Source organism: Hymenobacter piscis (assembly GCF_018760735.1).
Classification (GTDB): Bacteria; Bacteroidota; Bacteroidia; order Cytophagales; family Hymenobacteraceae; genus Hymenobacter; species Hymenobacter piscis.
The window spans coordinates 1-24,015 of the sequence record NZ_JAHHZN010000026.1 but is presented as its reverse complement, the minus strand read 5'-3'; the positions used below and the strand labels follow the sequence as shown (position 1 = coordinate 24,015).

Annotated in this window: 23 protein-coding genes and 1 pseudogene; 13 read left to right on the top strand and 11 right to left on the bottom strand. The window is 60.6% G+C overall.

Annotated elements, in window-relative coordinates:
• Nucleotides 1–108: 108 nt before the first annotated feature.
• On the top strand, nucleotides 109–576 hold the full coding sequence (locus tag KLP40_RS18910; RefSeq protein WP_215595401.1) for a LexA family protein: 468 nt from the start codon (nucleotides 109–111) through the stop codon (nucleotides 574–576).
• A gap of 145 nt (nucleotides 577–721) precedes the next feature.
• Nucleotides 722–2,056, top strand: coding sequence for a Y-family DNA polymerase (locus KLP40_RS18905; protein WP_215595400.1), 1,335 nt, complete (start codon nucleotides 722–724; stop codon nucleotides 2,054–2,056).
• Nucleotides 2,057–2,184: 128 nt separating this feature from the next.
• Here the strand turns inward: KLP40_RS18905 and KLP40_RS21340 are convergent, their stop codons facing one another.
• The 4 genes from KLP40_RS21340 to KLP40_RS18885 all read right to left on the bottom strand — a co-directional run bounded on the left by KLP40_RS21340 (nucleotide 2,185) and on the right by KLP40_RS18885 (nucleotide 7,291).
• Nucleotides 2,185–2,550: a hypothetical protein gene (locus KLP40_RS21340; protein WP_246559027.1), complete on the bottom strand. Its 366-nt coding sequence runs from the start codon at nucleotides 2,548–2,550 to the stop codon at nucleotides 2,185–2,187.
• A gap of 592 nt (nucleotides 2,551–3,142) precedes the next feature.
• A complete protein-coding gene (katG, locus tag KLP40_RS18895; protein WP_215595399.1) occupies nucleotides 3,143–5,458 on the bottom strand; it encodes a catalase/peroxidase HPI in 2,316 nt (771 codons plus the stop codon).
• 224 nt (nucleotides 5,459–5,682) lie between these two features.
• Entirely contained in the window at nucleotides 5,683–6,252 is a 570-nt protein-coding gene (locus tag KLP40_RS18890) for a GrpB family protein (protein WP_215595398.1), read from the bottom strand.
• Between the two features lie 817 nt (nucleotides 6,253–7,069).
• A complete protein-coding gene (locus KLP40_RS18885; protein WP_215595397.1) occupies nucleotides 7,070–7,291 on the bottom strand; it encodes a hypothetical protein in 222 nt (73 codons plus the stop codon).
• Nucleotides 7,292–7,839: 548 nt separating this feature from the next.
• Between KLP40_RS18885 and KLP40_RS18880 the strand changes: the two genes are divergently transcribed.
• Complete coding sequence (locus KLP40_RS18880) at nucleotides 7,840–9,063, top strand: replication initiation protein (RefSeq protein WP_215595396.1); 1,224 nt, start codon at nucleotides 7,840–7,842, stop codon at nucleotides 9,061–9,063.
• A 646-nt stretch (nucleotides 9,064–9,709) separates the two neighbouring features.
• Here KLP40_RS18880 and KLP40_RS18875 read toward each other — a convergent pair.
• A complete protein-coding gene (locus KLP40_RS18875) occupies nucleotides 9,710–9,946 on the bottom strand; it encodes a helix-turn-helix domain-containing protein (protein ID WP_215595395.1) in 237 nt (78 codons plus the stop codon).
• 158 nt (nucleotides 9,947–10,104) lie between these two features.
• Here KLP40_RS18875 and KLP40_RS18870 point away from each other — a divergent pair, with 158 nt between their 5' ends.
• Both KLP40_RS18870 and KLP40_RS18865 read left to right on the top strand, forming a co-directional pair.
• The gene (locus KLP40_RS18870; RefSeq protein WP_215595394.1) at nucleotides 10,105–11,202 is read left to right on the top strand and encodes a hypothetical protein; all 1,098 of its coding nucleotides are present in this window, start codon (nucleotides 10,105–10,107) and stop codon (nucleotides 11,200–11,202) included.
• A 301-nt stretch (nucleotides 11,203–11,503) separates the two neighbouring features.
• Nucleotides 11,504–11,740, top strand: a complete 237-nt coding sequence (locus KLP40_RS18865; protein ID WP_215595393.1) for a hypothetical protein — start codon at nucleotides 11,504–11,506, stop codon at nucleotides 11,738–11,740.
• A gap of 385 nt (nucleotides 11,741–12,125) precedes the next feature.
• Here KLP40_RS18865 and KLP40_RS21685 read toward each other — a convergent pair.
• Together KLP40_RS21685 and KLP40_RS18850 are read right to left on the bottom strand one after the other, a co-directional pair.
• A pseudogene (locus KLP40_RS21685) lies at nucleotides 12,126–12,857 on the bottom strand (IS630 family transposase).
• Between the two features lie 132 nt (nucleotides 12,858–12,989).
• On the bottom strand, nucleotides 12,990–13,169 hold the full coding sequence (locus KLP40_RS18850) for a hypothetical protein (RefSeq protein ID WP_215595390.1): 180 nt from the start codon (nucleotides 13,167–13,169) through the stop codon (nucleotides 12,990–12,992).
• 377 nt (nucleotides 13,170–13,546) lie between these two features.
• Between KLP40_RS18850 and KLP40_RS18845 the strand changes: the two genes are divergently transcribed.
• Nucleotides 13,547–13,855 (top strand): hypothetical protein, encoded by a 309-nt coding sequence (locus KLP40_RS18845; protein ID WP_215595389.1) that lies wholly within the window; start codon nucleotides 13,547–13,549, stop codon nucleotides 13,853–13,855.
• A 129-nt stretch (nucleotides 13,856–13,984) separates the two neighbouring features.
• Here KLP40_RS18845 and KLP40_RS18840 read toward each other — a convergent pair whose 3' ends face one another.
• Entirely contained in the window at nucleotides 13,985–14,260 is a 276-nt protein-coding gene (locus KLP40_RS18840) for a hypothetical protein (protein WP_215595388.1), read from the bottom strand.
• Between the two features lie 83 nt (nucleotides 14,261–14,343).
• Here KLP40_RS18840 and KLP40_RS18835 point away from each other — a divergent pair, with 83 nt between their 5' ends.
• The 4 genes from KLP40_RS18835 (at nucleotide 14,344) to KLP40_RS18820 (ending at nucleotide 18,251) form a co-directional block, all read left to right on the top strand.
• Entirely contained in the window at nucleotides 14,344–14,880 is a 537-nt protein-coding gene (locus KLP40_RS18835) for a hypothetical protein (RefSeq protein ID WP_215595387.1), read from the top strand.
• Nucleotides 14,841–15,242 carry a transposase family protein gene (locus tag KLP40_RS18830; RefSeq protein ID WP_215595386.1) on the top strand — a complete coding sequence of 134 codons (402 nt, stop codon included), beginning with the start codon at nucleotides 14,841–14,843 and terminating at the stop codon, nucleotides 15,240–15,242. The genes KLP40_RS18835 and KLP40_RS18830 overlap by 40 nt, the downstream gene beginning before the upstream one ends.
• Nucleotides 15,243–16,156: 914 nt before the next feature.
• Entirely contained in the window at nucleotides 16,157–16,936 is a 780-nt protein-coding gene (locus tag KLP40_RS18825; protein ID WP_215595385.1) for a hypothetical protein, read from the top strand.
• A 142-nt stretch (nucleotides 16,937–17,078) separates the two neighbouring features.
• Nucleotides 17,079–18,251 (top strand): DUF5712 family protein, encoded by a 1,173-nt coding sequence (locus tag KLP40_RS18820; protein WP_215595384.1) that lies wholly within the window; start codon nucleotides 17,079–17,081, stop codon nucleotides 18,249–18,251.
• Between the two features lie 822 nt (nucleotides 18,252–19,073).
• Here KLP40_RS18820 and KLP40_RS18815 read toward each other — a convergent pair.
• Nucleotides 19,074–19,439 carry a winged helix-turn-helix transcriptional regulator gene (locus KLP40_RS18815; protein WP_215595383.1) on the bottom strand — a complete coding sequence of 122 codons (366 nt, stop codon included), beginning with the start codon at nucleotides 19,437–19,439 and terminating at the stop codon, nucleotides 19,074–19,076.
• A gap of 133 nt (nucleotides 19,440–19,572) precedes the next feature.
• Between KLP40_RS18815 and KLP40_RS18810 the strand changes: the two genes are divergently transcribed.
• The 3 genes from KLP40_RS18810 (at nucleotide 19,573) to KLP40_RS18805 (ending at nucleotide 21,752) form a co-directional block, all read left to right on the top strand.
• On the top strand, nucleotides 19,573–20,244 hold the full coding sequence (locus KLP40_RS18810) for a nitroreductase family protein (protein ID WP_215595382.1): 672 nt from the start codon (nucleotides 19,573–19,575) through the stop codon (nucleotides 20,242–20,244).
• A gap of 532 nt (nucleotides 20,245–20,776) precedes the next feature.
• Nucleotides 20,777–20,911 (top strand): hypothetical protein, encoded by a 135-nt coding sequence (locus KLP40_RS21470; RefSeq protein WP_262898969.1) that lies wholly within the window; start codon nucleotides 20,777–20,779, stop codon nucleotides 20,909–20,911.
• Nucleotides 20,912–21,023: 112 nt separating this feature from the next.
• A complete protein-coding gene (locus KLP40_RS18805; RefSeq protein ID WP_215595381.1) occupies nucleotides 21,024–21,752 on the top strand; it encodes a metallophosphoesterase in 729 nt (242 codons plus the stop codon).
• Between the two features lie 9 nt (nucleotides 21,753–21,761).
• On the opposite strand, the gene KLP40_RS18800 is transcribed toward KLP40_RS18805, so the two are convergent.
• Nucleotides 21,762–22,730, bottom strand: coding sequence for an HNH endonuclease (locus KLP40_RS18800; RefSeq protein WP_215595380.1), 969 nt, complete (start codon nucleotides 22,728–22,730; stop codon nucleotides 21,762–21,764).
• Nucleotides 22,731–22,799: 69 nt separating this feature from the next.
• A complete protein-coding gene (locus tag KLP40_RS18795; protein ID WP_215595379.1) occupies nucleotides 22,800–23,381 on the bottom strand; it encodes a hypothetical protein in 582 nt (193 codons plus the stop codon).
• Between the last annotated feature and the right edge of the window lie 634 nt (nucleotides 23,382–24,015).

Here is a 24,015-nt window from a genome sequence, read left to right as displayed (position 1 = left end):
GAAACACAGAGAATTATGCATAAGCGTGGATAAAAAAGCTGATGCGCGCAACCGGAATGCTAATAATGTTAGTATACTTGTCGTATTGCCCATCCGCCCTTCTGCCCTATGACGACCGTTGAACTCTTCGACGTGGGCACGCCCACCACCACGCTCTGGCTGCCGGTATATGCCTCCCTGGTGCCCTGCGGCTTTCCCTCCCCGGCCTCCGATGAGTTGGAGGAACTCTTCGACCTCAACCGTCTGCTCTTCCGCCACCCCGAGGCCACCTACCTGATCCGGGTATCGGGCGAGAGCATGCAGGGGGCCGAAATCCACGCCGGCGACCTGCTGGCCGTCGACAAGCACCTGGAAGCCGACCACAACCACATTGTGGTGGCCGTTATCGAGGGCGAATGCACCGTCAAGCGCCTCGTGCGCCGCGGTACCAGCTGGTGGCTCCAGGCCGAAAACCCCGCCTATGCCGATTATCCCATCACCGAGCCCGACAACCTGCGCATCTGGGGCGTGGTCACCCACGTCGTGCACGAGCTCATCCCCGGCAAGCTCACCGCCCTGCTCCGCAGCCGCGACTAGCGTTTTTCTAGTAGCTGTTAGCTGATGGCTGTTAGCTGATAGCTCAAGTTCAATCAGCCACAACCCAGAACGAAAGCTAACAGCTAGTAGCTGATAGCTAGCAGCTCAAAGTAGCTAACAGCCAATAGCTAACAGCTCCCAAAATATGTACGGATTAGTCGACGGCAATAACTTCTACGTCAGCTGCGAGCGGGTTTTCCAGCCCCGCCTGGAAGGCCGCCCCGTGGTGGTGCTCAGCAACAACGACGGCAACGTCGTAAGCCGCTCCGCCGAGGCCAAACAGCTGGGTATTGCCATGGGCGCCCCGTTCTTCGAGGTGCGCGAGCTGCTGCGCCGCCACCAGGGCCAGGCCCTGAGCTCCAACTACCCGCTCTACGGCGACATGAGCCGCCGCGTCATGGCCCGGCTGGCGGCCCACGTGCCGGCGGTGGAAGTGTACAGCATCGACGAGGCCTTTCTCGACCTGCACGGCCTGACGGCCTTCTGCGGCACGCTGGACGCGCGCGCGCGCCGCATCCGCCAGGACGTGCTGCGCTGCACCGGCATCCCCACCTGCGTGGGCATGGGCCCCACCAAAACCCTGGCCAAGGTGGCCAACCGCCTGGCCAAGAAGCACCCCGAGCTGCAGGGCCTGCTGCGCCTGGATACGCCCGGCCGCTGCGAGCGGGCCCTGCGCGCCCTGCCCGTGGCCGACGTCTGGGGCATCGGCCGCCAGTACGCCGGCAAGCTGCACGCCCAGGGCCTGCGCACGGCCTGGGACCTGAGCCAGGTGTCCGAGGCCTGGGCCCGCCGGCAGCTGGGCGGGGTGGTGGGCTGGCGCCTGGTGCAGGAGCTGCGCGGCCAGCCCTGCCAGGATCTGAACCCGTCGGAAGACGGCACGCTGGCGCGCCAGAGCCTGAGCTGCTCCCGCTCCTTCGGCCAGCGCCTGAGCGAGCTCGACGACCTGTGGGGGGCCGTGAGCACCTACCTGAGCCGGGCGGCCGAGAAGCTGCGCGCCCAGAACCACCAGGCCCACATCCTGACGGTCTACATCAGCCAGGACCGCTACGACCCGTTGCTGGCGCCCCCCTACACCCGCTCGGCCACGCTCACGCTGCCAGCCGGCCCCACCAGCGACACGCTGCAGCTGCTGGGCTACGCCCGGCGCCTGCTCACCACCCTGCACCAGCCCGGCCACCGCTACGTCAAGGCCGGCGTGGTGCTCGACGGCCTGGAGCCGGCCGGCCGGGGCCAGCAGCTGGATTTGTTTGCCCCAGCCCCGGTAGCCCTGACGCCGGCGCCCGACCCGGCCCGGGCCCGGCAGCTTATGGGCGCTCTTGATGCGCTCAACCGGCAGTTCGGGCGGGGTACCGTGCGCTCCGCCGCCAGCCTGCCCCGCCCCGCCGCCCCGGCTCAGCCCGCTGCCCCCTGGCTTGGCCGCGCCGCCTTCCGCAGTCCTGCCTACACCACCCGGCTGGAAGACCTGCTTTTGGTGGCCTGACGTCCCGTCTGCAGAATACTGCCCCGCCCGGGCGCCCTTAGTCGCCGGCAAGGAGATGGAGCGTATGGGGAGGTGGATTCTTCACCGGCCCGGTTCGTAACTCCCGGCTGCTGACCCGTAGCGCCCGGCTACTGGTATTTCACGTCGAAGCGGCCCTCCTCAATGGAATAGGTGGTGGTGTCGCGGGAGCGCAGCTGGCCGGCGAAGGTGCCGCTGACAATATGGGCCACGGTGTCGAGGCGGGTAATGGTGACCACGGGGGGAGCGGCCGGCAGCCAGCCCGAAAAGCCCATTCTTTCGTAGCAGTTGCAGCCAGGGCCCAGCTGATAGGGGGAATAGGACATATAAGTGCTGGTCGGAATCACGTCGTCATCCGCTATGGCGGGCTGGGTGAGCAGCACCGGGCCAGTAGTGGTCAGGTTATGGAGCTTGATAGTCAGGTTGGCACTATAGAGGGGATTGTCGGGTCGGGTGGCCACATACAGGTAGAGCATGAAGTCAACACCCTGGAGGCTACGGTCACCAAAGCGGTTGGCACGAAAGGCAGATGCAATAATCTTACGGCTAGCTGTATAGTCCCAGCGTGAGGTGGGTAGGGTCCTGAGTAAAGCTAACGGCATTTTTCTGCCACTGGGCACACACAAATTCACGTGGCGGGAGGCTAAGGTCCTGAGCCGTTTGGCGTGCTTGTGGGCCAGTAAAAAGCCCTGCAGGTACTCGTTGAGCGCTTGTGTCGTCTGATAGTGGAAGCGCTGGACGGTAGCCTCTTTCAGCGTGCGCTTCATCCGTTCAACCTGGCCGTTGGTCCACGGCTGAGCGGGCTTGCTCAGATGATGTTCGACACGATACGCACGGCATTGGCTTCACGAGCGAAGTTGCTCAGTCCCATCGGCTTGGATTTGGGCGGTGAGATTCGCGAAGAAATCAGCCCTGGTTGAAAGGTTGATGCAAAGAGTAATCGAGCGATTCAGCCGAGGGCTCGGGCTTCACACCAGGCACCCCAAAAAAAACAGGGGGAAAGCCCCGGTGCGGTGCTTTCCCCCTGTTACAGTCTCTGCCGGCCGGTAAGGCCCGCGTGGCCGGTGCTTAGCGCTCAGTTACCTTCACGTCGTAGCGGTCAAGCATCATCACCTTGTCCCAGGCCTTCACAAAAGCCTTGACAAAGCGCTGGTGACCGTCCTTACCGGCGTACACTTCGGCTACGGCGCGCAGCTGGCTGTTCGAGCCGAAGACCAGGTCGGCGCGGGTGGCCGAGTAGCGGTTCTCGCCCGTATTCCGGTCCTTGAGCCAGAAGGTCAGGCCGCGCGAGTCCGACTTCTTCCAGTCATAGTCGGTGCTGGTGAGCACGGTGAAGAAGTCGTTGGTGAGAACGCCTTCGCGGTCGGTGAAGATGCCGTGCTTCGAGCCGTCGTAATTGGCGTTCATGGCACGCAGGCCGCCCGTCAGGGCCACCCACTCGGGGGAGGTGAGCGAGAGCAGCTGGGCCTTGTCGAGGAACATCTCCTCGGGGGCTACATGCTTGGCCAGCTGGTTGAAGTCGGCGTCGAGGTAGTTGCGGAAGCCGTCGGCCACGGGCTTGAGCCAGTTGAACATCTCGATGTCGGTGAGCTCCTGCGTGGTGTCGCGGCGGCCCGGGGTAAAGGGCACTTGAGTGGGTACGCCGGCGTCGGCGGCAGCCTTTTCGAGGGCCGCGCAGCCGCCCAGCACAATCAGGTCGGCCAGCGAAACCTGCTTGCCGCCCTTGCTGTCCTTGTCGGGGCCGTTAAAGTCCGCCATGATTTTCTGCAGGGCGGCCACTACGGGCACCGTGCGGCGGTTGATTTCCCAGTCTTTCTGCGGGGCCAGGGCCAGACGGCCGCCGTTGGCGCCGCCGCGCTTGTCGCTCTGGCGGTGCGTCACGGCCGCCGAGAAGGCCGTAAACACGAGGTCCGACCCGGAAATATCCGTGGCCAGGATGGCCTTTTTCAGCTCCGCAATGTCGGCGGCGTCGATGATGGTGTAGTCAGCCAGCGGGATGGGGTCCTGCCACAGCAGGTCGTTCTCATTGCGCTTCTCGGGGCCGAGGTACCGCTCGCGCGGGCCCATATCGCGGTGGGTCAGCTTGTACCAGGCTTTCGAGAAGGCCTGCGTAAAGGCGTCGAAGTCGTTGAGGAACTTCTCGCACACGGCGCGGTACTCGGGGTCCACCTTCAGGGCGATGTCCGTGGTCATCATCATCAGGTCGTTCATCTGACCTTCAATGTGCGCGTCGGGCGTTTTGGGGGCGTTTTTGTCCACCGGGGTCCACTGCAGCGCACCGGCCGGGCTCTTGGTCTGCTCCCAGTCGAACTTGAACAGGTTGATCAGGTAGTCGTTGTCCCACTGCGTGGGGTTGGGCGTCCAGCTGCCTTCGATGCCGTTGGTCATCGTGTTTTCGGCGTTGCCGTTGCCCTGGGGGTTGTGCCAGCCCAGGCCCATGGCTTCCATGGGCGCAATTTCGGGCGCCACGCCGATTTTAGCAGCCGGCACCATGCCGTGGCTCTTACCGAAGGCGTGGCCGCCGGCAATCAAAGCCACGGTTTCCTCGTTGTTCATGGCCATGCGCGTGAACGTCACGCGGATGTCGTGGGCCGAGGCCTGCGGGTCGCCCTTGCCGTAAGGGCCTTCGGGGTTCACGTAGATCAGGGCCTGGTGGGAGGCGGCCAGCGGGTTTTCCAGGTCGTAGTCGGCGTCGCCGTTGCGGCCGCGCCAGCGCTTGTCGCGGCTCACCATCTCGTCGGGCGACTTGGCCTTGGCCATGTCGTGCACCACTTCGGGGCCCCAGTAGGTGGCATTATCGGCCTCCCAGGCATCCTGGCGGCCGCCGGCGAAGCCGTAGGTCGGCAAGCCCATGATTTCGAGGGCGCAGTTGCCGGTGAGCACAATCAGGTCGGCCCAGGACAGGGAGCTGCCGTACTTCTGCTTGATGGGCCAGATGAGGCGGCGCGACTTGTCGACGTTGCCGTTGTCCCACCAGCTGTTGATGGGGGCGAAGCGCTGCAGGGCCTCACCGGCGCCGCCGCGGCCGTCGGCAATGCGGTAGGTACCGGCCGAGTGCCAGGCCATGCGGATCATCTGCGGGCCGTAGTTGTTGTAGTCGGAAGGCCACCAGTCCACCGACGTGGTCAGGAAGCTCTTGATTTCGTTTTTGAGCTCCTCCAGGTTGATGGAGTTGAAGGCTTCGGCGTAGTTGAAGTCCTCGCCCAGGGGGTTGGCCTGGGGGCCGTTCTGGTGCAGCAGCTCCACCTTCAGGCGGTTGGGGTACCAGTCGGAGAGGGTAGGCGGGGTGCCTTCCACGCCGCCGATACGGTCGCCGCCGAAGGGACATTTGCCCTCCATCTTAAAGGATTCGGTGTTGGTTTTGTCGTGGTGGATGTCCAGCATGAGGAGTGGGATAAGGGAAGAGGAGCCAGCCTGTGCAAGCGCGGCGCGCTATTTAACTGGCTGCGGCCCGAAAAGGTTGATGGCGGTGGTCTGGTTTGCAGACAAAACATTCTGTTCTGAAGCCAGGCCCCCGTGGCCGGCCGGGGACCGGCGGCGGGCTTTCCTGCTGGAAAGCAGGTGTTCCTGCTTGCTTCCATCTTCCTCGTTGACTGCAACGAGCGCGCTTATGGGGTGAGCGGTTGGCCGGTTCCCCTTGGGCCAGGCCCCCCCCGCTGACGCTGGGCCTGCTCGAGGACCTCGGCCACGAAGGCCCGGGCGCGCACTTGCTTCAGTGCCGCGTAGCGCTTGGCGTCTTGCCCGGCTTCCGCGGCCAGCTGCCGTTTCAGGGCTTCGTAGCGCCGCCGGGTGGGTTCGTCGTGGCGCAAAAAGTCCCGAAACTGCACGTGCCGCTGGTATTCGGCGCCGTTGGCCGGGCAGGCGTAGAGGTGGTGCACAATGCGGTCGAGCACCGGGTGGGGCGGCCCTCCGCCCGGTCGTTTGAAGACCTCGCGCCCGGCCAGGCCCTGGTCGCCGACGTGCACGTAGCCCAGCGGGGTCAGGGCCGCGGGGAGGGCTGCCCAGGGCACGGCGGGCGCGTAAGCCAGGTCCAGGTCGATGATGGGTTTGGCGGCCAGCCCCGGCACGGCCGTGCTGCCCACGTGCGCAATGGCCACCTCCAGTCCGTCCAGCGCGGAGGACAGAACGCGGGCCAGGGCCTGGAAATCGGCCGCCCAGTGGGGGGTAGACGCGTGCAAAAGCATGGCTAGGTGTATAGTCCCAGGGATACGCGAGTAGAAGCTGTTAGGTGGTCCTTTCGCTGTTCGAACCGTTCCGCAAACGGCTTCCGGTACAGCTTGGCGCGCAACGGGCAACCTGCGCCTGTTTCACCGTCCTTTTCGATTCATCCCCTGCCTGAAGGCGAAGGGCTTTCTCTCAACAAAAATCGTAATTACTGGGAGCATCCGTTGGCAGGCCATTAGCCCCAGCCCAGAGACGTTCAGAAGCAACCACCGGAGGCAAATGTGTTTTGACCATAGCAAAGGATTCAACAGGGAGCAGGCCTCACTGATTGACCTGTCACGTCCGGCCAGGGCGCTGCACCGGGCCCGGACTTAAGGAGCAAGCCGAAGCCGCCCGAAGCCGCCCGTAGACCCTGTCCAGCCATACCCGGACAAGACGGACGGGAGCGGGGGCGGGGCCAGCCCGCGCACGCCCAGCCGCGCCGCCCAGCGGCCCTCTGACCGCCTCCGGGCCCGCCTGTATGATGCCCGCCAGGGTGAATCCGTGCTCGATGCGCTGGAAGCGCCGGTGCGGGGCAACTTGTCGGGACCCTTGGGCGCTGCTGCCAACCAGGGGGGAGGAGAGGGAGTTGAACGATATTCAAGTGGTTCTCGAAACCAGTTTAGACAACAAATTGAATATCAATGTAAAAATGCCGGCTTGATAACGCTTCTGCGGCAACGCGTTCAGGGCGGCGGTGCAGAGGGCGGCCCGGCAGCATCTATTACCAGAACCACGACAGAACATCCGCGCTTTCATCTGGGCGGCGGTGGATTCTGCGGCCAGGCATGCTCAGCCGCCTTTGTCTATCGGAGCAGGCAGGGCGCAGCGACTCTGCGTGGTTTTGGTAATAGATGGGAACTCAGGATGAGGCTGGCCCGGCGCCGGGGCTGCGTGGTTTTGGTAATAGGTACCCGGCATACCACGGGTTGAAAAGCAGATGGTCGGGGTTTCCTTTGCAAGCCTATTATGCTGTAATAATGTGCTGATATAGAGAATATTGAGTAATGCCATGTGAAGTAGGGTAACAGGTGCGCGTACTGATTCGCCTGCCGGCATCTATTACCAAAACCACGACGGCCGCGCGCCGCGCGCCCCGGTGGCCCACCACCTGACCCGGGGGGCGGGTTGGTTTGCCCGGGGGCAAAAGCCCCACTTTAAAAGCCTTTTTCTGAAAAAAACGACCTGTTTAAACCTGGTGGTTTCCTTACTTTATAAGGTTTATAGGTTTACAGGGGCTGTAACTATCTGACGTTGAATTTATAAGACGCTTCATCTATTACAGAAACCACGAATAGCTATTACCAAAACCACGCACACCTATTACAAGAACCACGAAGAATCTATTACAGAAACCACGCGAAAACCCGGTGCATCTATTACCAAAACCACGCGCACCTATTACAAAAGCACGACGACCTATTACCAAAACCACGCGGACCCTGCTGGACGGGGCTGGCAGAAGCGAAAATGGTCTCGCTCATCTATTACAAACTTCCTAACTTGTAATAGAAAGAGGGTTTTCTACCCCGCTTCGAATCTTCCCCCCGCCGCTATCCGCTATGCAAGTCACCGTATTTGATTCCCCCGCGCCGGAAGAGCCCGTCAGCCGGATTGTGGTGCAGCACAACGCGCTGGTAAACGCGCGCTTTGATTTATCGACGGTGGAAATGCGTCTGTTCATGGCCATGCTTTCCCGCATCGGGCGCAATGACAGCGAGTTCCGGGAGATGCGCATTCCGCTCACCGAAATCGTGGCTTTGTCCGGGCGTCGGCCCAGCGGCAAGGACTACCAGCAGGTGGCCGGCATGTGCGACCAGCTGGTAAGCCGTATCCTGCACATTGAGCGGCCGGACACCACGCGCAAAAGCCCCCGGCGGTCGGCCGCCCCGGATTTCGACAAGATTCCGCTCATGGCCTACGCCAAGTACCGGGGCGAGGAAGGGGCGCTGTACGTGCGCTTCAACGATGAGGTGATGCCCTACCTGCTGCAGCTGCAGCGCAACTTCACCAAGGCGCAGGTGGTGCAGCTGCTCAAGCTCAAGAGCCCCCATTCCTACCGCATCTACTGGCTGTTGAAGGAGTACGCCGCCTTCGGCAGCCGGGCCATGGAAGTGGAGGAGCTCAAGCGCCTGCTCAACCTGGAGGGGCAGTACAAGCAGTTTCCCCTGTTCCGGCTGCGGGTGCTGGACCGGGCCCGGCAGGAGCTGGGCGAGACGGACCTGCCTTTCACCTACGAGCTGGTGCGGGAAGGCAAATCCGTGTCCGTTATTCGCTTCAACTTTCCGCCCGTGGCGCCCCCGTCCGATCCGGTGCTGGCGGAAGCCTCCCCGGAAGCGGCCGACTGGGAAGCGGCCCTGCTCCAGGCCGGGCTGGCAGCCAGCAGCCGGGCCACCATTGCCGAGCTCGTGGCCCAGGGGCAGGTAACGCCGGAGTACGTGCGGTTCGTGGTGCGCACCCAGCGCGACAAACACCGCCTGGGCAAGGTCAAGAGTCTGGCCGGGTCTATTTTCTCGGCCGTCACCAGGGGCCACTTGCTGAGCGAGTTTGAGGAAGTGACCCGCCGCGCCGCCGCTACCCGCCCGGCCGCCGTAAAAGCGCCCGCGCCCGCGGTTGTGCGGTACCGGCTGCAGGAAGTGGAAGCCATGTACCAGACCATGGTTGCCAGAAAGCTGCACAAGGGCCGCTCCTTCGACGAGCACCTGCAGCAGGTGTATCTGAGCCAGGGCTTTGCCCTGGTGGAGGATGCCGGGCACGGGAAGTGGCTGGTTAAACCGCAGAGCTGATAAGCAGATGTCGCGGCGCGGGGCGTGGATGTCAACTTGGTTGCGAGGGCGCCTCTGGCTGGTTTTGTGAACGTGCTGCGAAGACCCGGTCAGGAAGGGCCGGAAATAGGCCTTCTGCGGCCCAGTGCTTCGTCGGTCCTGCGTCGCTGCTCAGCGCCTAGTACCTGCCAGCCGCAATCGGCAGCATAGGAAGCAGCCCCGCAGCACAAGCATCAGGGTTTGCGTAGCACGACCAGGCGCCGGCACGCGGCACTTGGTTACTGCAACCGACCATGTGGCGGCACCAGGGTCCGCCGGTGCCGGGAGCGTGCCCGGCGTTCAGGGTGCCATTTATGGCTCGAAAGCAACCCGATAGGCTTGGACTAAAGCCCCTTCGTTTAACCAATCAACAATAGGCTTACTCTACCCTATTATTTTTTCAGATCTGACTTATTGCCTAGCTGTTGCTGTCAATTTCCAGGGCCAAAACGCACTATTTGACTTGGCTGAAGTGGAATAATTGCGGCGACAGAAGTGGCTTCAGATGCAATTTTCGCACGACCAGAAAAATAGTAGGGTGGAGTGGGGAAAATCTCCGACCTGTGGGGACTTCTAATCTATGAGGAAGCGGTGCAAGGTTAGGAAGGCAAGCCGCTATAGCAGCCCTTCAGCTACCTGCTAAAACGGCTTCCACTTGCTTGAGCAGGTCAGATACACTCAATTTTAAGGCGTCAGCCAAACGGAAAATAGTGAGCAATGAAGGCTGCTTACGTCCATTTTCTACTTGGGAGATGAACGCTCGATCCAGATTTGCATCTGTCGCTAATGACTCCTGAGAAAGTCCCTGAGCTTTGCGTATCCGCTTAATAACCAATCCAAAGGATTTTACCGGGTCGCCGTCCATACAAGCGGCAAGCTATTGGGAATTTATACCGATTTTTGTTGTCAATAGGCAACAAAAGGGTTAACTTGCCGCATAACTTATTCCAGAGGATAGTCACCACTCACAGTAAAGACTGTCCCGGGCACAGGGCTGCCAGCCACGATAACACACCTGAGCATATGAATTCTGAACTACCTCCAGAAAGCACTGGTGAGAACCTGGGTAAAAACATCCCGCTTCACCGTTTGCCCAAGCCCTCAGGCCGGTCGCTTCGGCAACTTATCGAGGAGTACGAACGTCCTGATGGCGGTCGGGGGCTGCGCGTGCGCGAACTCACCGCGGCGATGCATATCGCTGCCGAAACGCTTAAGATGATTATCGACCAGCCAGAGCGTTTGTCGATGGCCAGCTTCTTTGGCTTGGCCAAGCTGATAGGCGTCGCACCCGGGCAGCTCGTTGCTGACGTTGCTTACCAAATCCGCCTGCAACGGGAAGGTACCCCCATAGCTTACACGCCCCAGCCACGTGCAAGACGTATCCGCCCGGCGGCCTCTGACACGGCCGCTAACAGGGAGCCGGCGCCACCAGCAGGGCCGGAGTCTACCCTGGTCAAAGAGACGGATCAAGCCGTGGAGACTGCCTCGCTCGCTCTGGGGAGCGAACCCCACCCACAAGACCCGGACGAGTTGGATAGGCCTGCCGCCACGCATGAGCAGCTCGCCTATGCGGATGCCACCTTCGAGCAACGCTCGCTGGCGCTGGCCAGCGTCACCGAGGCGTTTGCCAGTTACTTCCCCAGCATACCTTGGCCACGGTGGGCCGAGGCGCTGGAGACATTGCAGCCAACGCTCTGGGTGGAGCCAGACCACCAAGACGTCTCGCTCGGCCAACCGGAGAAGGAACAACTGATCCAGTATCTGGCCGGCACGCCAGAGATGCCCCGACCCGAGCAGCCGGTATACGTCCCGGAGGCACTTTACCTGGCCCGTAGGCATATTGACTTGGGGTACATGGGCGTACTGGCGCTGGCGGAGCTGGAGCAAAATCCACTGGCCTACGGCATCTATACACGTGCGCTCATCTTCAAGCTGGTGGCCGGCAACGGGGTCGCTGAGCAAGTGACCCGCGTGTTCGATGGCCGTTACTTCCCCGACAAGTCTGTGCCAACCGACCAGGTCCCGGGCTCGGCCAGCATAATGGCTCGCCTGAATCGCCTCAACCGGCCCTACCCAGGGGGACTGGGTGAGCGCTCTTTTCCGCCCCGCTCGTCCCCGTAGATAATGCGACAGAGGCTACTGGGCTTGTCTTCCGTTTACTCGCCTCGCCGGTCTTTGCTTACAGGAACGCTATGATAACGGCTTACCTACAATGACTGATATTTACCCCATTACCTGACTCTCCAGACAGATGAGTGCTGACTCCCTGCCCCCAGATCCTGCTAACGCCCCCCAACCACCTAGAAAGCCCGTCCTTAAACGCGGCCCCACGCCGTCGGGCCGTCTGTTGGAAGAACTGATTACGTCCCATTCCCGGGCTGACGGCACGTGTGGCCTAACAGTCCGGGAGATGACCGGGGCCATGCGCATCGCCGCCAAAACGCTCCGTAGGGCCATTACCCAGCCGGAGCGGCTGTCGATGGCCAGTGTTTATGGACTGGCCGATTTGCTGAAGATGTCTCCCGAGCAACTTCTAGCTGACCTCTTTCATCAGGTCAGTATCCGCCATGACCTGGGCCTGCTGCAGACCCGTCACCCGGACCGGCCACGTCGCAACCGCTCCACAGGCCGGGACGATACCACGCGGCCGGCCGGTTGAAAACTGCCGGCATAAATGCTGGCGCCTCGGCAGATAAAAGCCAGCCACTTTTACCGCTCGCCCAGCAGCAGCAGGCGAGCAACGGAATTACACGCTGCCTCGTGACTATGGGTCAACGCTGCCGCAAGCGGGGGGCTAATCCGTTGCCGACAGTGCTGATATGGCCACCATCAGTGGGAGGCTGGCCGACGGTAACAGGGGGCATCGGGTAGGTACTGCCGGCGCTTAGAACGGGGCGTACGATAGCAATGGCCCGGTCCCAGTCGCCCAATCAGCTACCGGGTGGCGCTGCTGTGAGCGGTATCATCCTTTGCAGGCGGTTCTGCTTTTTGCTGCTCCACCACCTGGAGCAAGCCAGGGTTGGCATAGCCCCAGGCTAAACCCATCACAGAGTGTTCTGCGACTGGAAGAGGTGAAAGTTGAGGGAGAATAAGGACGCGAGTTGCTGGCCAACCTCGTCGAGCCGGTCAAAGAAGCCAAGCACGACCTGGCGAAACGCTCCTTTGGTGCGGTAGAAACAGGGATTGATAAGCTTTTGCCGCAGAAACTTCCACAGCCGCTCGATCAGGTTCAGGTTGGGCGAGTAGGGCGGCAGAAACACTTGCACCAGCCGCGTTCCGGCCAGCTAGGCCGTTAGGGCCTTGTTTTTGTAGTAGCGCGCGTTGTCACAGACGACGTAGATCGGTTTGTCGCACGGGTGAGCCGCCAACAGCTTTTCGTACAAGACCTTCGTGCGCTGCACATTCACACAGTCGGTTTCGTGCAGGTGCACCTGCGTGGGGCAGTGCGCGTTGAGGTCCGCGTTCAGGTTCACCCGCTCGCGCCCGCTGACCGTAGGCAGCGGCCGAGGCTGCCCGGTGCGGGTCCAGACCCGGGTGGAGCGCGTGTTGTGGGTGGGATGGGCGGCATCGGCGAAGTAGACCACGGCCTGGCCGGCTTCGGCCTCTTCCAGCAGCGGGCGCAGTTGCTCGGCCAGGAAGGCGGCCTGCCGCACCGGATCGGCCTCGCAGGGCACGGGCGTGGTGAGCTTGTAGCTGAAGCCCAGCCGGTGCAGCAGTTGCGTCAGGCCCGAGCGCGAGTAACGCACGCCCCAGTGGCTCTGGAGCCAGGTGCCCACGGCCCGCACATCGGAGTAGAGGCACACTTCGACTTGTCGGCACAGGGCGGCCAGTCCGGCCGAGGGCAACAGGCCCCAGTACGTGCTTGCCTCGTGGAGCAGGTACTTGTCCAGGCCCAGCCGCTGCCAGGCCTACTCATAGCGGTACACCGTGCCATCATCCAGGCCCAGATCGTCGGCGATGCTGCCGGCCGAACGCCCCTTGTCGAGCAGTAAAATGACCGTCACCTTCACGTAGCCCGCATCGTCACGCTGCTGCTTTTGCAGCTGCCGTAAGTGCTGGCGCTCGGCTTCGGTCAACGTGACGTTCATAGCGCCAAGCTACTACCCATTTTCGCTTTTTACTTCACGACGAGTATAAAAGCAGCGGACTAATCGTTAGAGCCTCCCACGAGGCGAGCCGGACAACTGGGCGATGGAATGCGAACGGCAGTTGAGGGATACTGCTAAGCCCGGGGCGGACGCAGGAGTTGCGCGTGACCGACTTGACGGCAGATCTTGGCGGGAAGAGCAGCAGCGGACCAGCCTGATGGGTGAGGAAGGGGAGGGGACGGCAGCTGGCAGGCGGGCTAGAAAAAGCGGAAACAGTTGGGAGAAAGGCGACGCTGTTTTCCTTAATCGAACAAGTACCCCTGCCACTCGATACCCAGGGCTGGCTTTGTGAGCGAGTCGATACTACCAGCCATGAAGTGCAGAAAACCGAGCACTGGCAAAGAGCACTCGACCACCTGCAGAGCGGTCAGATGGTGAGCATCGTGGTGGCGGGGCATCCAAAGGTGCTGGCTGATTTTCTGCAACAGGTTTTCGAAATCACCCAGGCCAATCCAACCGGCCACGGGGAGCTGTATCTGTATTACTACGATGAGCAGCTGAGAAACTATTTCGTCCAGGTGTACTTGGTGCCGGCCGAGAAAGAAAGTGCAGCCGGGCAGAAAATCCCAGCGGAAAAGGAGCCGGTCAAGGTCGAGCGGCAAGTGGTGATGGAGCCCGGCGCGTAAAAAACCGAAGCGTAAAAAACCGAAGCGCCAGACAGTACCGGTAAGAAAAAGCCCACGTCCTCTTTAAGGGAGGCGTGGGCTTTTGGTTGAGGGCGGGGCCGCGGAAGAACCCGGCAAAAGGAGCAGCGGTTAGGCCTGGTCGCTGAGCATGGAATCCAAATCTTCGAGCTGCCTGGTGGGCACGAGCTTGTTCTTCTTTTTGAGGTCGAGCAGATGCTTGACCACCGCTTGTTCAATAATCTGATTCGGGGTCAGAGCCGGGCCGTAGGTGTCGCTCATGTGGGAGGCCAGCGACAGGAGTTTAGCCAAATCTTTGCTCGGGGTGTAGGAAGTGTCGGCCGGTTTTTTTGCGGAGCTTTTCTTCGGGGCCGGAGTAGTTTCGGAGCCGGAAGTAGTCGCGTCCATGGTCGGTTAGTTGAGGTGAAATAGAAAAAGGTTAGGACGAAAGTAATTAGAGTTGTTGCGATTGGGTACAGGTACTTTTGGGCATGAAACTATCCGTGACCGAGCTGCGCAGTGTGCGGCAATGGCGGGCGGCCACCGGCCTGGATGAGGTGCGTTTCCACGCGTTGGTTCCCCTGTTTGCGGCGGCTTACCGGCGTCTGTACGGCGCGCCGATGGCCGAGCGCCTGACTATCAACCCAGTCGGGGCGACGTTCGCCGACGAAACAGAGCTGCTGTTTTTTACCTTGTTCAGCCTCAAATCGGGCTTGACTTACGACGTGCTTGGGTTGGTGTGCGGCCTGGATGGCTCGAATGCCCAACGCCAGCAAGAGGTGGGCATCGCCGTGCTGAAAGAGGCGTTGCACGCCGGCGGCTACGCCCCCAAACGCACGTTTCAGACCGCGGCCGAGTTTCACCGCTACTTCGCCAAGCGCGGCCCCCTGCTGCTCGACGCCACCGAACAGCGCACCCAGCGGCCGGGCGACAAAACGCAGCAGCGCGGCCAGTACAGCGGTAAAAAAAAGCCCACACCGTCAAAGCCTTGCTCATCAGCGACCAGCACCGCTGGATCGGCTACGTGAGTCCCTGTTACGAAGGCCGCACCCACGACTTCACGCTGCTCAAAACCGTGTTGCCGCCGCAGCAGAACTGGTTCAAGCCCTTCACCGTGCGCCTGGACTTGGGGTTCCTGGGCTTTGCCAACACCTACGCCGCCCGCCGGGTCCGGCTGCCCCACAGGAAGCCCTGCGGCGCAGAGCTCACGGCTAAACAGTGCCAACAAAACCGCCGCCAAGCCCAGAAGCGCGTACGCATCGAACACAGCATCGGCGGGCTCAAGCGCTACCGCATCCTCTCCGATCGGCTCCGCCTGCATGACTTCCAACGCTACGACGACCTGCTGGAAGTGTGCGCCGGCCTCTGGAATTTTCACCTAACCCCTTGATCCATCAATCGCAACACGTCTATTCTTTCAGCCGGTAATGTCGGACTGAGCAGAAAGTAATTTGGTGGAGCGGGGATGCGAGAGCTGCCAGGCAGAAGAACCGCAGAGGGACGCCTACTCTTTTTCCCCCACTGCCATCTGATTCACCAGGCAGAAAGCAACCGCAAATCTGTAATTGGAAAACCAAACCACGACGAAAGTGGCGGCGAAAGTGGCGGCGAAAAATCGAACGGCTAATTGGAAATTCAGTGCTCGATGAGAACGAAAGCCATTTGGGAAGGGAGTAGTAGCTGAGTGATAGAAACAGCTCAGGTGAGCAACAGAGCCACTACAGATTCATTCGCGGCCGGGAGCAGCTAAAGAGTAGCTGAAGGTCGTAGGATGCAGCTGGGGTTTGCTGAGGCCGGCATAGGGAAAGGAGCCGGCAGATTGTGGGCCGGGGGGAGTGAAGTAGCCGCGAGGTGGGCAGTAGAAAGCGTAGGGAAGGCACGTAGGGAACTCGCCGCAATTCCAGGCGGCAAGGACTCGGCAGATGCTGCGAAGTGGCAGCAGTAGCGCAAAAAAAACGTGCGCAAAAAAGTACGCGTCTGTAGCGCTAGCATAGTGATAGTTACCGACCTGGAGCATACCTTACGACTAACGGTGGGTGCTTACCAGGACCGACTTCACGAAACCATAGCTCTAATCAGCCAGAGGGAGCCCTACCGGGCGCGCTACCGCGCTGATTATCAAAGGATAACATAGTTAGCTATTTCAAAATATGCTGTATGTATCTGATTTTCACCATATAAGTATTGAAATAGAGCCGTTTTTTACCTGAAATTAGCGTGCATTTATCAAGCAGTTACACATTATATTTCAAAATACTACATAATTGCCTGCAATACAACACATAAACTTTGAAATAGACACCTATGCAGACCCCCAATGAGCCGAAACGGCCAGCCCGTCGAAAAGAGCAACAGAAGCCTGGCCGCAAGGTCGTACATGGCGAAACCAGTACCATCGGTTTAGAAAAAGAAGTGTTCCACCAGCTAGAGAAAGCAGCCAAGGGATTCAAGATAAGCAAGACGGTTTATGCCAGTGCAGCGGTCCGTTTCTTCGCCAGTCAAGGCCTTGACCCAACGCTGCCGCACGAGGTAACGCTACCCGAAATGGCGGAGAAGCTGGCGATGTTGTCGCTGAAAATCGACACGTTGCAGGAGGGGGCGCGCAAGCAAAGTGCGGACATTGGCAACCGGCTGGTGGCCATCTGGCGCACGTTGGAACGCAACCTTTATACCCACCTGGGCGGGGAGCAGAACGCGCTGTATGTGTATCTGGAACGCATCGAAGAAAACCTGCTGAGCAAACTATCCGCCACCGAGTCGCAGTATCTGTGGCCGCTGATGGAGCGCGTGCTTCGTGGAGGAGTTGATGGCACGGCGAGTCGGAGAATGTCGAGCGATTTGCTGGAATTTCTGAAGGTTTTGGTGCCGGAAAGCAAGGTGCCATTATCCAGCAGACAGGCCCTTCATCGGGAGCAAGCTGAGTTGCGTGATGCAGAAGTCGTGCGCCAGTCACGCGAATTATTGGAGGGCATCAAGCTGGCCGAACGCGTTAAAAGTATCCGGCCCAGCATCCTGGTTCCGCCCAATTCGGCCGTGCCACCCAAGCCCACGCCGCCGCCAGTTTCGCCGCCAAAGCCGGCATAATTTCTCGCCCGGCTCCGGGAAATAATCCGGCTGATACCGGGCCATCTTTCCCCTGCTCAGGCGAATAAAAATGCCGGAGCCGGGCCGTGATTTTCGCTCAGTCCGGGCCGCAAACTTCCCCCCGTTTTCTACCAGCTTGCTCATGTATGCCAAGGTGCTGAACCCCGCTACTCACGGGCGAAAAGTGTACGCCAACAACGGCTCCGCCCGGCGGGCCACGAACTATCTGGAGAAGGAAGCCAGAGAATCCGGTAAGCCCGGCGCCGAGTTCTTCGGCACCGAGGGAGCGGGCAAACTCAGCGCCGACCAGGTGGTGGAAATGTTCGACAACAACCATAAGGGGCTGGGCAAAGACGCCGTAAAATTTCACTCCCTGGTGCTGAGTCCGAGCCAGGAGGAGCTGGCCCTTCTGGGCAACGACCCGCAGAAACTGGAGCAGTTCACCCGGACGGCCATGCAGCTGTACGCGGCCAACTTCAACCTCAAAGGCGGGCGGGAGCTGGGCGAAAAAGATTTGGTCTGGGCCGCCACCATTCACACCGAACGCAAGAACCGGGGCGACGACGAGGGGCCCCAGGGCGAGCTCAAGCCCGGCTACCAGACCCACGTTCACGTGCTGGTCAGTGCGCGGGACCGCGAGCAGAAAATCACGCTCAACCCGCTGGGAGCGGCCGACCGGTTCAACCGCGTTTCCTTCCAGTCCGCCGTTCACGTGGAGATGGATTTGGCCGTAGGGCGCGTGAATCTGGGCGCGGAAAAAGGCGCGGCCGGCCGGCGGCAGCGGCTCGAATATAAGCGGGGGGCCGACATTCAGGCCAGGGCCCGGGAGCGGCCCAAAAAGGAGCTCACCCCCGAGCAGGTGCAGAAGAAACTCGACCGCCTCGACGGGCAGGTGGCCCGCCTTAATTCCAAGCTCCCCGCCGCCGCCCAGCTCGACCCGGAGCAGGTCAAGGACGCGGCCCGGGAGCGAAAGTTTGACAATGTTTTCTACAACCGGCTGGGCAAGATTGAGCGCAACGCCGAGAAGGGAAACCTGACCCGCGAGCCCATCGAGTACCTGCGAACCGGCAGGGTGCAGCCGGGCCCGCAGCTCGATAACTGGCAGCCCGCATCGGCCCCGCCGGACATGAGCGCCCGCCTGCAGCGCGTCCTAAATAAGGAGCCCAGCCGGGCCGCCACCTCCGCCATTCCGTCCATCGAACGGCGCATAAACCAGCTGGCCGCCGCGCTCAAACCAGCCAGCCGCAGCCAGGATATGCGCAGCGAGGAGGAGAAAATCCGCGAGCTGAACAAGGGCCAGGAGTTCGAGCTCTAGCCGGCTCCCAGCGCTTCAGATAGTAGCTGAACCGGATAGTGCTGCGTCATCCCTTGCACTGCTCTTTGGCTCCGTCTTATTGACTCTGAATCGTCCTGAAAAGCGTGGACTGTTTGTTAGATTCTGGAAAAAAAATGTCAGTTTTTTGGTGAGAGATGACAGCGCGTCAATAGTCCTGACGGGAGGTTGTCACGTGCCTGATCCCGGAAACAAGTTGGGAATTATTTGGTAAGGAATGATGGTGCGTCAGAAGTCCTGAGGGAAGGTTTTCACGGTTGCTGGATGCAGCTTCTTGTAGTCCTCTCCGACTGTGGGCGCTTTACGGAACGACTATATTTGCAGCTTCCAAAGTTGCTGCAATGGCTCCGAACTGGCGTAGACTACGACCAGTGTTGAATACCCGCAACTCATGAACGGCCGCAGGTGGTGGTAGCCCAGGGTTGCTCATTTCGACTGCCCGTTGCTCTGTTTCAGAAGGATGGTAAGACTTCGGCCATGGACATGTGAATGATAGCCGTATCCAGACCTCGCTAGGGAAAGTGGACGAACGGTCACGCAGAAGATGGAGGGAGAGCGTAATGTGCTGCCCCGGCACGGACAGACGGAGCTTGGGGCTAATCCGCTCGTGCCTGTCAGATGCCCTAAGCGTCGCATGCGCTTCTCGTGTGCCATGTGGTCGGCCAGCCATAGGCAGTTCAAGCAGACTGAATACTTCCTTAAAAGCAGGCAGGGTAAATTATTCCGCTAGCAGGTGCATGAACAGTAGATTCCGTGCATTGTCCCCGCAGGCCTGAGCGATAGACCAGAGAATTTAGCAGGGGGCTACTTGTCCGCCTGCATCATGCGGGCGCGGTGGGCCAGGCCCCATTCCGCCAGGCTATCAGTCAGGGCGGTTAATGAGCGGCCGGTTTCGGAAAGGCTGTAGGTAACCGTCAGGGGTTTGCTCGTGGCCACGTGCCGCACAATGAGCCCGTTGGTTTCCAGGTCCTGCAGCTCCCGGCTCAGCACTTTGCCGGAGATGCCCGTCACCTCGCGCAGCAGGGCCGAGTAGCGCATCGGCTGGTGGCAGAGGCGGGCAATGATGGCGAGTTTCCACTTGCCGCTCAGGATATCGAGCGTATCGTCGATGGCGCGCATGCGATGGGCACAGGCGCCCGTGAAGGAATGATCGGCCGAGTGTTGCTGCATGGGAAGAAGTGGTTACCTGGTTGTCACCAGAGGGCCGCGGATGTCCCGGTTACCTTTTGTCCCAAAGGTACGGCTTGTCAGCAAGAGCCTTTACCTTTGCCCCGGATCTAATTCCAGGAAAACACCTTTCAACATGTCATTACTCGAAGACCTGACGTGGCGCTACGCCACCAAAAAAATGAATGGGGAGCGTATTCCCGCCGATAAGCTGAACTACATCCTGGAAGCGGCGCGCCTGGCCCCGTCCTCGTCGGGACTGCAGCCCTACAAAATCCTGGTTATCTCGGACCCGGCGCTGCTGGCCAAGATCCGGGAGGTATCCTTCAACCAGAGCCAGGTGACGGACTGCTCGCACCTGCTGGTGTTTGTGGCCTGGGACGGCTACAGCGAGGAGCGCATCACCCGCGTCTTCAACTACACCATGGACCAGCGCGGCCTGCCGCACCAGACCATGGCCGACTACAAGCAGAACCTGTGGTCCATGTACGAGCCCCTGGGCCAGGAGTGGCATGCCCAGCACGCAGCCAAGCAAAGCTACATTGCCTTTGCCATGGCCATTGCGGCGGCGGCCGAGCAGCGTGTGGACGCTACGCCCATTGAAGGCTTCAACGCCGACCAGCTCGATGACTTGCTGCAGCTGAAAGGCAGTGGCTACCGCAGCGCGGTGCTGTTGCCGCTCGGCTACCGGCAGGAGTCGGAAGACTGGCTGGTGAACATGAAAAAGGTGCGCACGCCGATGGAGGAATTCGCCCAAGAGCTGACGCTGGCCGATCTGACGAACGCCGAGGAGCAGGCTGCCCAGTAGATCTGCCCTTGATGAAAGTACCCTGTAATCGTCTGTTGCCTGGCTTATCCAGCGGGCAGCGGCTGACTACGGGGCACTTTTGCGTGATAAAGTTCGGCAATCAAATAAGGTGCAGGTAATACAAGGTGCCTTGCAATAATTAGTCGAAGAGGTGATCGGCCACATCATTACGCTTGCATCCGGCTATATAGCCAGCAAAACCCTGCTCTGAGGGTTGCGCTCCAACTCACTGGCAAGCCAACGTTTAACGCTCCAGTTACTATAGGAAGCGTGCCAAGGCTGATCCAAACGGCCTACACGCCGTTTCGACGCTGGTCAGTTGATGATATGCATGAGTGGGTGTTGGCCGTATTTCGATTGAATAACAGCCGGATACGGGGCTTGGACACGAAACTGACGGCCTCGTCTAGGTAGTCTGCATTCTGCGCATTTCGCAGCACTAGTTTTCAAATTCAGCCCATTTTATGGGCGTTGTGTAAAACCCAATATGCCAGGGAAGGGTATATCAGGCCAGACCTTAACATCCCCTTTTATGTCGAAGAAAACCACCAAGACCGAAAACACGTCGGTTGCTGAGCAGCCTCAACCCACCCGTGAAACCATCCACCGCCGCGTTAAGCAAGCTCAGGAGCGTCGTCGCCTCAAGCTTAAGCACGTGAACCCCTAGTTTCGGGTCAAGCGTATGTTGAAAAAGCCCTTGCTACATGTGAGTAGCAAGGGCTTTTTGGTGAGCAACCCGTTGCTGGACTCCTTTTCTGCGTTGCTGACTAATTTGAACCATGCGCATTCTCGTCGTTCCCGACCTGCACGGCCGCGCTAACTGGCACCAGCCGGTGACCAACTTCCTGACGGCCGCCGCCCCGGCTGACCGGGTGGTCTTTCTCGGCGACTACCTTGACAGCTTCACCGTCGCCGACCAGCCCATGCTCGACAACTTCATCGACGTGCTGCTGCTGCGCGAGCGGGAGCCCGAGCGCGTGATTCTGCTGCTGGGTAACCACTGCTTCCCCTACCTGTTTTATCCCACGTTCCAGTGCTCCGGCTTCCGCCCCCAGCTGGCCCCGGCCCTGCACATCCTGTTCAAAACGCACCAGTCCCTGTTCCAGGTGGCCTGGCAGGCCGGCCCCTACCTGTTCACCCACGCGGGCGTTTCCGAGATGTGGCTGGAGGTTAACCGGCTGGCCATTCGTCTGCTGCTGGGCCAGCCCGTCCGCCCCGCCACCCTGGCCGACACGCTCAACCAGCTGCTTACCTCGGAGCAGGGCCGGCAGCGGCTCTGGCAGGTGTCCGCCTACAACGGCGGGCGCGACCGGGTCGACGGCCCCCTGTGGGTGCGCCCCGTGCACCTGAGCCGGGGCCTGCTGCCCGGCCTGATCCAGGTAGTGGGCCACACGCCCCAGCCGCACATCCTGTCCCAGGTCAACGAAGCCACCCAGACCGGCTTCATCGTCGCCGACTGCCACGACCATAGCCCCGACGAGTTCCTGACCCTGCAGCTCCCGGACTAAGCCGCCGGCCTACCAGGGGCCGCCTTCCCGCTGGGCGGCCAGGTTCTCCGGCTTCGGCCACCACTTCCGCACCTTTGGCAACTGCAGCTGCCGGCCGTCAAACTGCTGCACCCCGTACGCGTGCCCACCCAGCTCCCCGAAGCCTTCCGTGATGCGCACCCGATAGTCGGGGTCAATCCAGAACAGGTGCCGGTCGAACGCGCGATGCAGATTCGGGCACAACGCCAGCCCGTTGCCGATGTCGTCGTCGTGGCTCACCGACCACGGCACGATGTGGCAGGCATCGAGCAGGGGTGCCGCCCCGGTCGTACTCAGCAGTTGCAGCCCGGATACGGCGCACGTCGACTCGTAGGCCCGCAGCACCGCCCGGCCAAACACTGCGCTGCGCACCAGCACCTCCGTTTCGTCGGTCACGTCCACCTCCCGCCGGTAGCTGGCCGCCGGCTCCTCCAACAGCTGCCGGCCTAGCTCATCGAGCTTTTCCTCCCCGACCCGCGGCCGGAAAAACTGCCGCGTCAGGGGGAAGTAGCGCTTCAGCAGCGCCTGCCGGATCTGCTCCCGCGCCAGCGGCTGCAGCATCAGCTCCCACAGCGCCGCGTCTAGGTAGGCATACGCTGTCACCTCCCGCAGGTGCCCGAAGCTGCGTGGCGACCGGCCAGAGGTCAGCACCAGCCCCCGCCCCGGCCGGCTCCGCAGGTGCCAGAAACCGCCGCTTTGCAAATGGAAGAAGGGCTTCTGAAACGGACAGGCTGAGTATTCCGGCCCCGGGCTCAGCAGCCGGCAATACACCTTGAAGGCACTAATCAGCTCGGGCGTAATCCGGATCTGGTTACCGTAGATGCTGCCGTCCTCCACGCCCTCCAGCACGGCCAGCAGCAACGCCGGCTTGTACGGCGCCTCCAGCTTTATTCCTCCAACAGTCGAGGAAGCCACCTTCAGCCGGGTCAGTTTATCAATATAGCGCGTCAGATCGGTCACGGGTAGATAGTTTGATTGCACTAAAAGTAAGGCCGCCGGCCTCAAAGCCGTACTCGCATTGTCGCTCCGTTATTTTGCCCAGGCACTGCACAGCGTACTGACCACGAAATCCTGAGCCACCACGTAGTTCGGGCCTGCCAGCAGCAGGGCGTAGGGCTCAGGCCGGGGCGCCAGCTGGTGGCTGATTCGTGGAAACAGATAGGTGGCCACCCCGTGCCGGGCGCACACCCGGGCCGCCGCTTCGGCGGCAAACACGGGCACCGTCTCCAGCAGCACTCCCTGGCCGCCCATTATGTTGCGGGCCATAATACGCCGCCACCACGGATGCCAGGAGCCCTTTACCCGGTTCTGCCACTCCCCGGCCAGCCCATTGAGCTCCTGCTCCAGCGCCACCAGCAGCTCCGCCGCATCTGCTGCCGCTATCGGCCGGGCGTTCATGTAGAGGCAGGTGTGCGGGGCGTTGAACCCCTGCAGCAGCGGGTGCTCGGTATAGTAGGCCAGTGGCCCGCCTGTTCCGCGCTTCAGCCCGAAGCTGAACTTGCCCACCATCTCTATCCGGTGTACTTCCGTCGCCGTTTCCAATTCCAGAAATGAGGTCTGGGTATAGCGGATGCGGCCGGTTAGGTACTGCTCCACAAATTGCGAAATCATGTTGTGAAGCTACCAATTTCGCTTGTCAGGTGAGCATGGCGCCACCACCGCCTGTACCAAAAGCAGCGGATTATGATTACTGCTGCCCCCAACTCCTGCGCGTAAGCATGGTCATCTTCGTATTCCGTAGCTGCTCCAACCACCGCTGCGATGGGGAACTGTGTTTCAGTCGGGGGCAGCGGAAACACCGGCGAGGCATTGCTGCCCTCGGCAAACCGCACTGTCGCAATCTGCTTAGTACCGATAATACTTACTTATCGGTACTTGAACTAAGCACACATTGGCTAATCAACAAGTGTTGAAAGCTAATTTCTATCTTCCTTTGTTGAAGATCTTACCCAAATCAGGTACCTCAGTATATCATGTTATTCCTTCAATGTAGATAGTTCAATACACACCGCTGAATAAATTCGTATTAGTCTGGCATTTATAGCTTATTATTTAATGAAGCTGTTTAGAAAGTAAAAGGACTCCCCAAAGAAGGCAAAATTTGAGGTGTGACACTCATCTTTTCGTCTTTCCAATGGAAGTCCTTTCCAAAGATATGATTCGGCAGTGGATTCTGCCGGCGCTGACCTTTTCGTCCCACGGCCGCCCTTCGGTGGTGGAGCCGAGTGAGTTGGTCGAAGCCATT

What these genes read in the sequence shown, in the direction of transcription:
- KLP40_RS18910 (WP_215595401.1), top strand. Translation starts at nt 109, where the DNA reads ATGACGACCGTTGAACTCTTCGACGTGGGCACGCCCACCACCACGCTC.
- KLP40_RS18905 (WP_215595400.1), top strand. Translation starts at nt 722, where the DNA reads ATGTACGGATTAGTCGACGGCAATAACTTCTACGTCAGCTGCGAGCGG.
- KLP40_RS21340 (WP_246559027.1), bottom strand. Translation starts at nt 2,550, where the DNA reads ATGCTCTACCTGTATGTGGCCACCCGACCCGACAATCCCCTCTATAGT.
- katG (WP_215595399.1), bottom strand. Translation starts at nt 5,458, where the DNA reads ATGCTGGACATCCACCACGACAAAACCAACACCGAATCCTTTAAGATG.
- KLP40_RS18885 (WP_215595397.1), bottom strand. Translation starts at nt 7,291, where the DNA reads ATGGCATTACTCAATATTCTCTATATCAGCACATTATTACAGCATAAT.
- KLP40_RS18880 (WP_215595396.1), top strand. Translation starts at nt 7,840, where the DNA reads ATGCAAGTCACCGTATTTGATTCCCCCGCGCCGGAAGAGCCCGTCAGC.
- KLP40_RS18875 (WP_215595395.1), bottom strand. Translation starts at nt 9,946, where the DNA reads ATGGACGGCGACCCGGTAAAATCCTTTGGATTGGTTATTAAGCGGATA.
- KLP40_RS18870 (WP_215595394.1), top strand. Translation starts at nt 10,105, where the DNA reads ATGAATTCTGAACTACCTCCAGAAAGCACTGGTGAGAACCTGGGTAAA.
- KLP40_RS18865 (WP_215595393.1), top strand. Translation starts at nt 11,504, where the DNA reads ATGCGCATCGCCGCCAAAACGCTCCGTAGGGCCATTACCCAGCCGGAG.
- KLP40_RS18850 (WP_215595390.1), bottom strand. Translation starts at nt 13,169, where the DNA reads ATGAACGTCACGTTGACCGAAGCCGAGCGCCAGCACTTACGGCAGCTG.
- KLP40_RS18840 (WP_215595388.1), bottom strand. Translation starts at nt 14,260, where the DNA reads ATGGACGCGACTACTTCCGGCTCCGAAACTACTCCGGCCCCGAAGAAA.
- KLP40_RS18835 (WP_215595387.1), top strand. Translation starts at nt 14,344, where the DNA reads ATGAAACTATCCGTGACCGAGCTGCGCAGTGTGCGGCAATGGCGGGCG.
- KLP40_RS18825 (WP_215595385.1), top strand. Translation starts at nt 16,157, where the DNA reads ATGCAGACCCCCAATGAGCCGAAACGGCCAGCCCGTCGAAAAGAGCAA.
- KLP40_RS18820 (WP_215595384.1), top strand. Translation starts at nt 17,079, where the DNA reads ATGTATGCCAAGGTGCTGAACCCCGCTACTCACGGGCGAAAAGTGTAC.
- KLP40_RS18815 (WP_215595383.1), bottom strand. Translation starts at nt 19,439, where the DNA reads ATGCAGCAACACTCGGCCGATCATTCCTTCACGGGCGCCTGTGCCCAT.
- KLP40_RS18810 (WP_215595382.1), top strand. Translation starts at nt 19,573, where the DNA reads ATGTCATTACTCGAAGACCTGACGTGGCGCTACGCCACCAAAAAAATG.
- KLP40_RS21470 (WP_262898969.1), top strand. Translation starts at nt 20,777, where the DNA reads ATGTCGAAGAAAACCACCAAGACCGAAAACACGTCGGTTGCTGAGCAG.
- KLP40_RS18805 (WP_215595381.1), top strand. Translation starts at nt 21,024, where the DNA reads ATGCGCATTCTCGTCGTTCCCGACCTGCACGGCCGCGCTAACTGGCAC.
- KLP40_RS18795 (WP_215595379.1), bottom strand. Translation starts at nt 23,381, where the DNA reads ATGATTTCGCAATTTGTGGAGCAGTACCTAACCGGCCGCATCCGCTAT.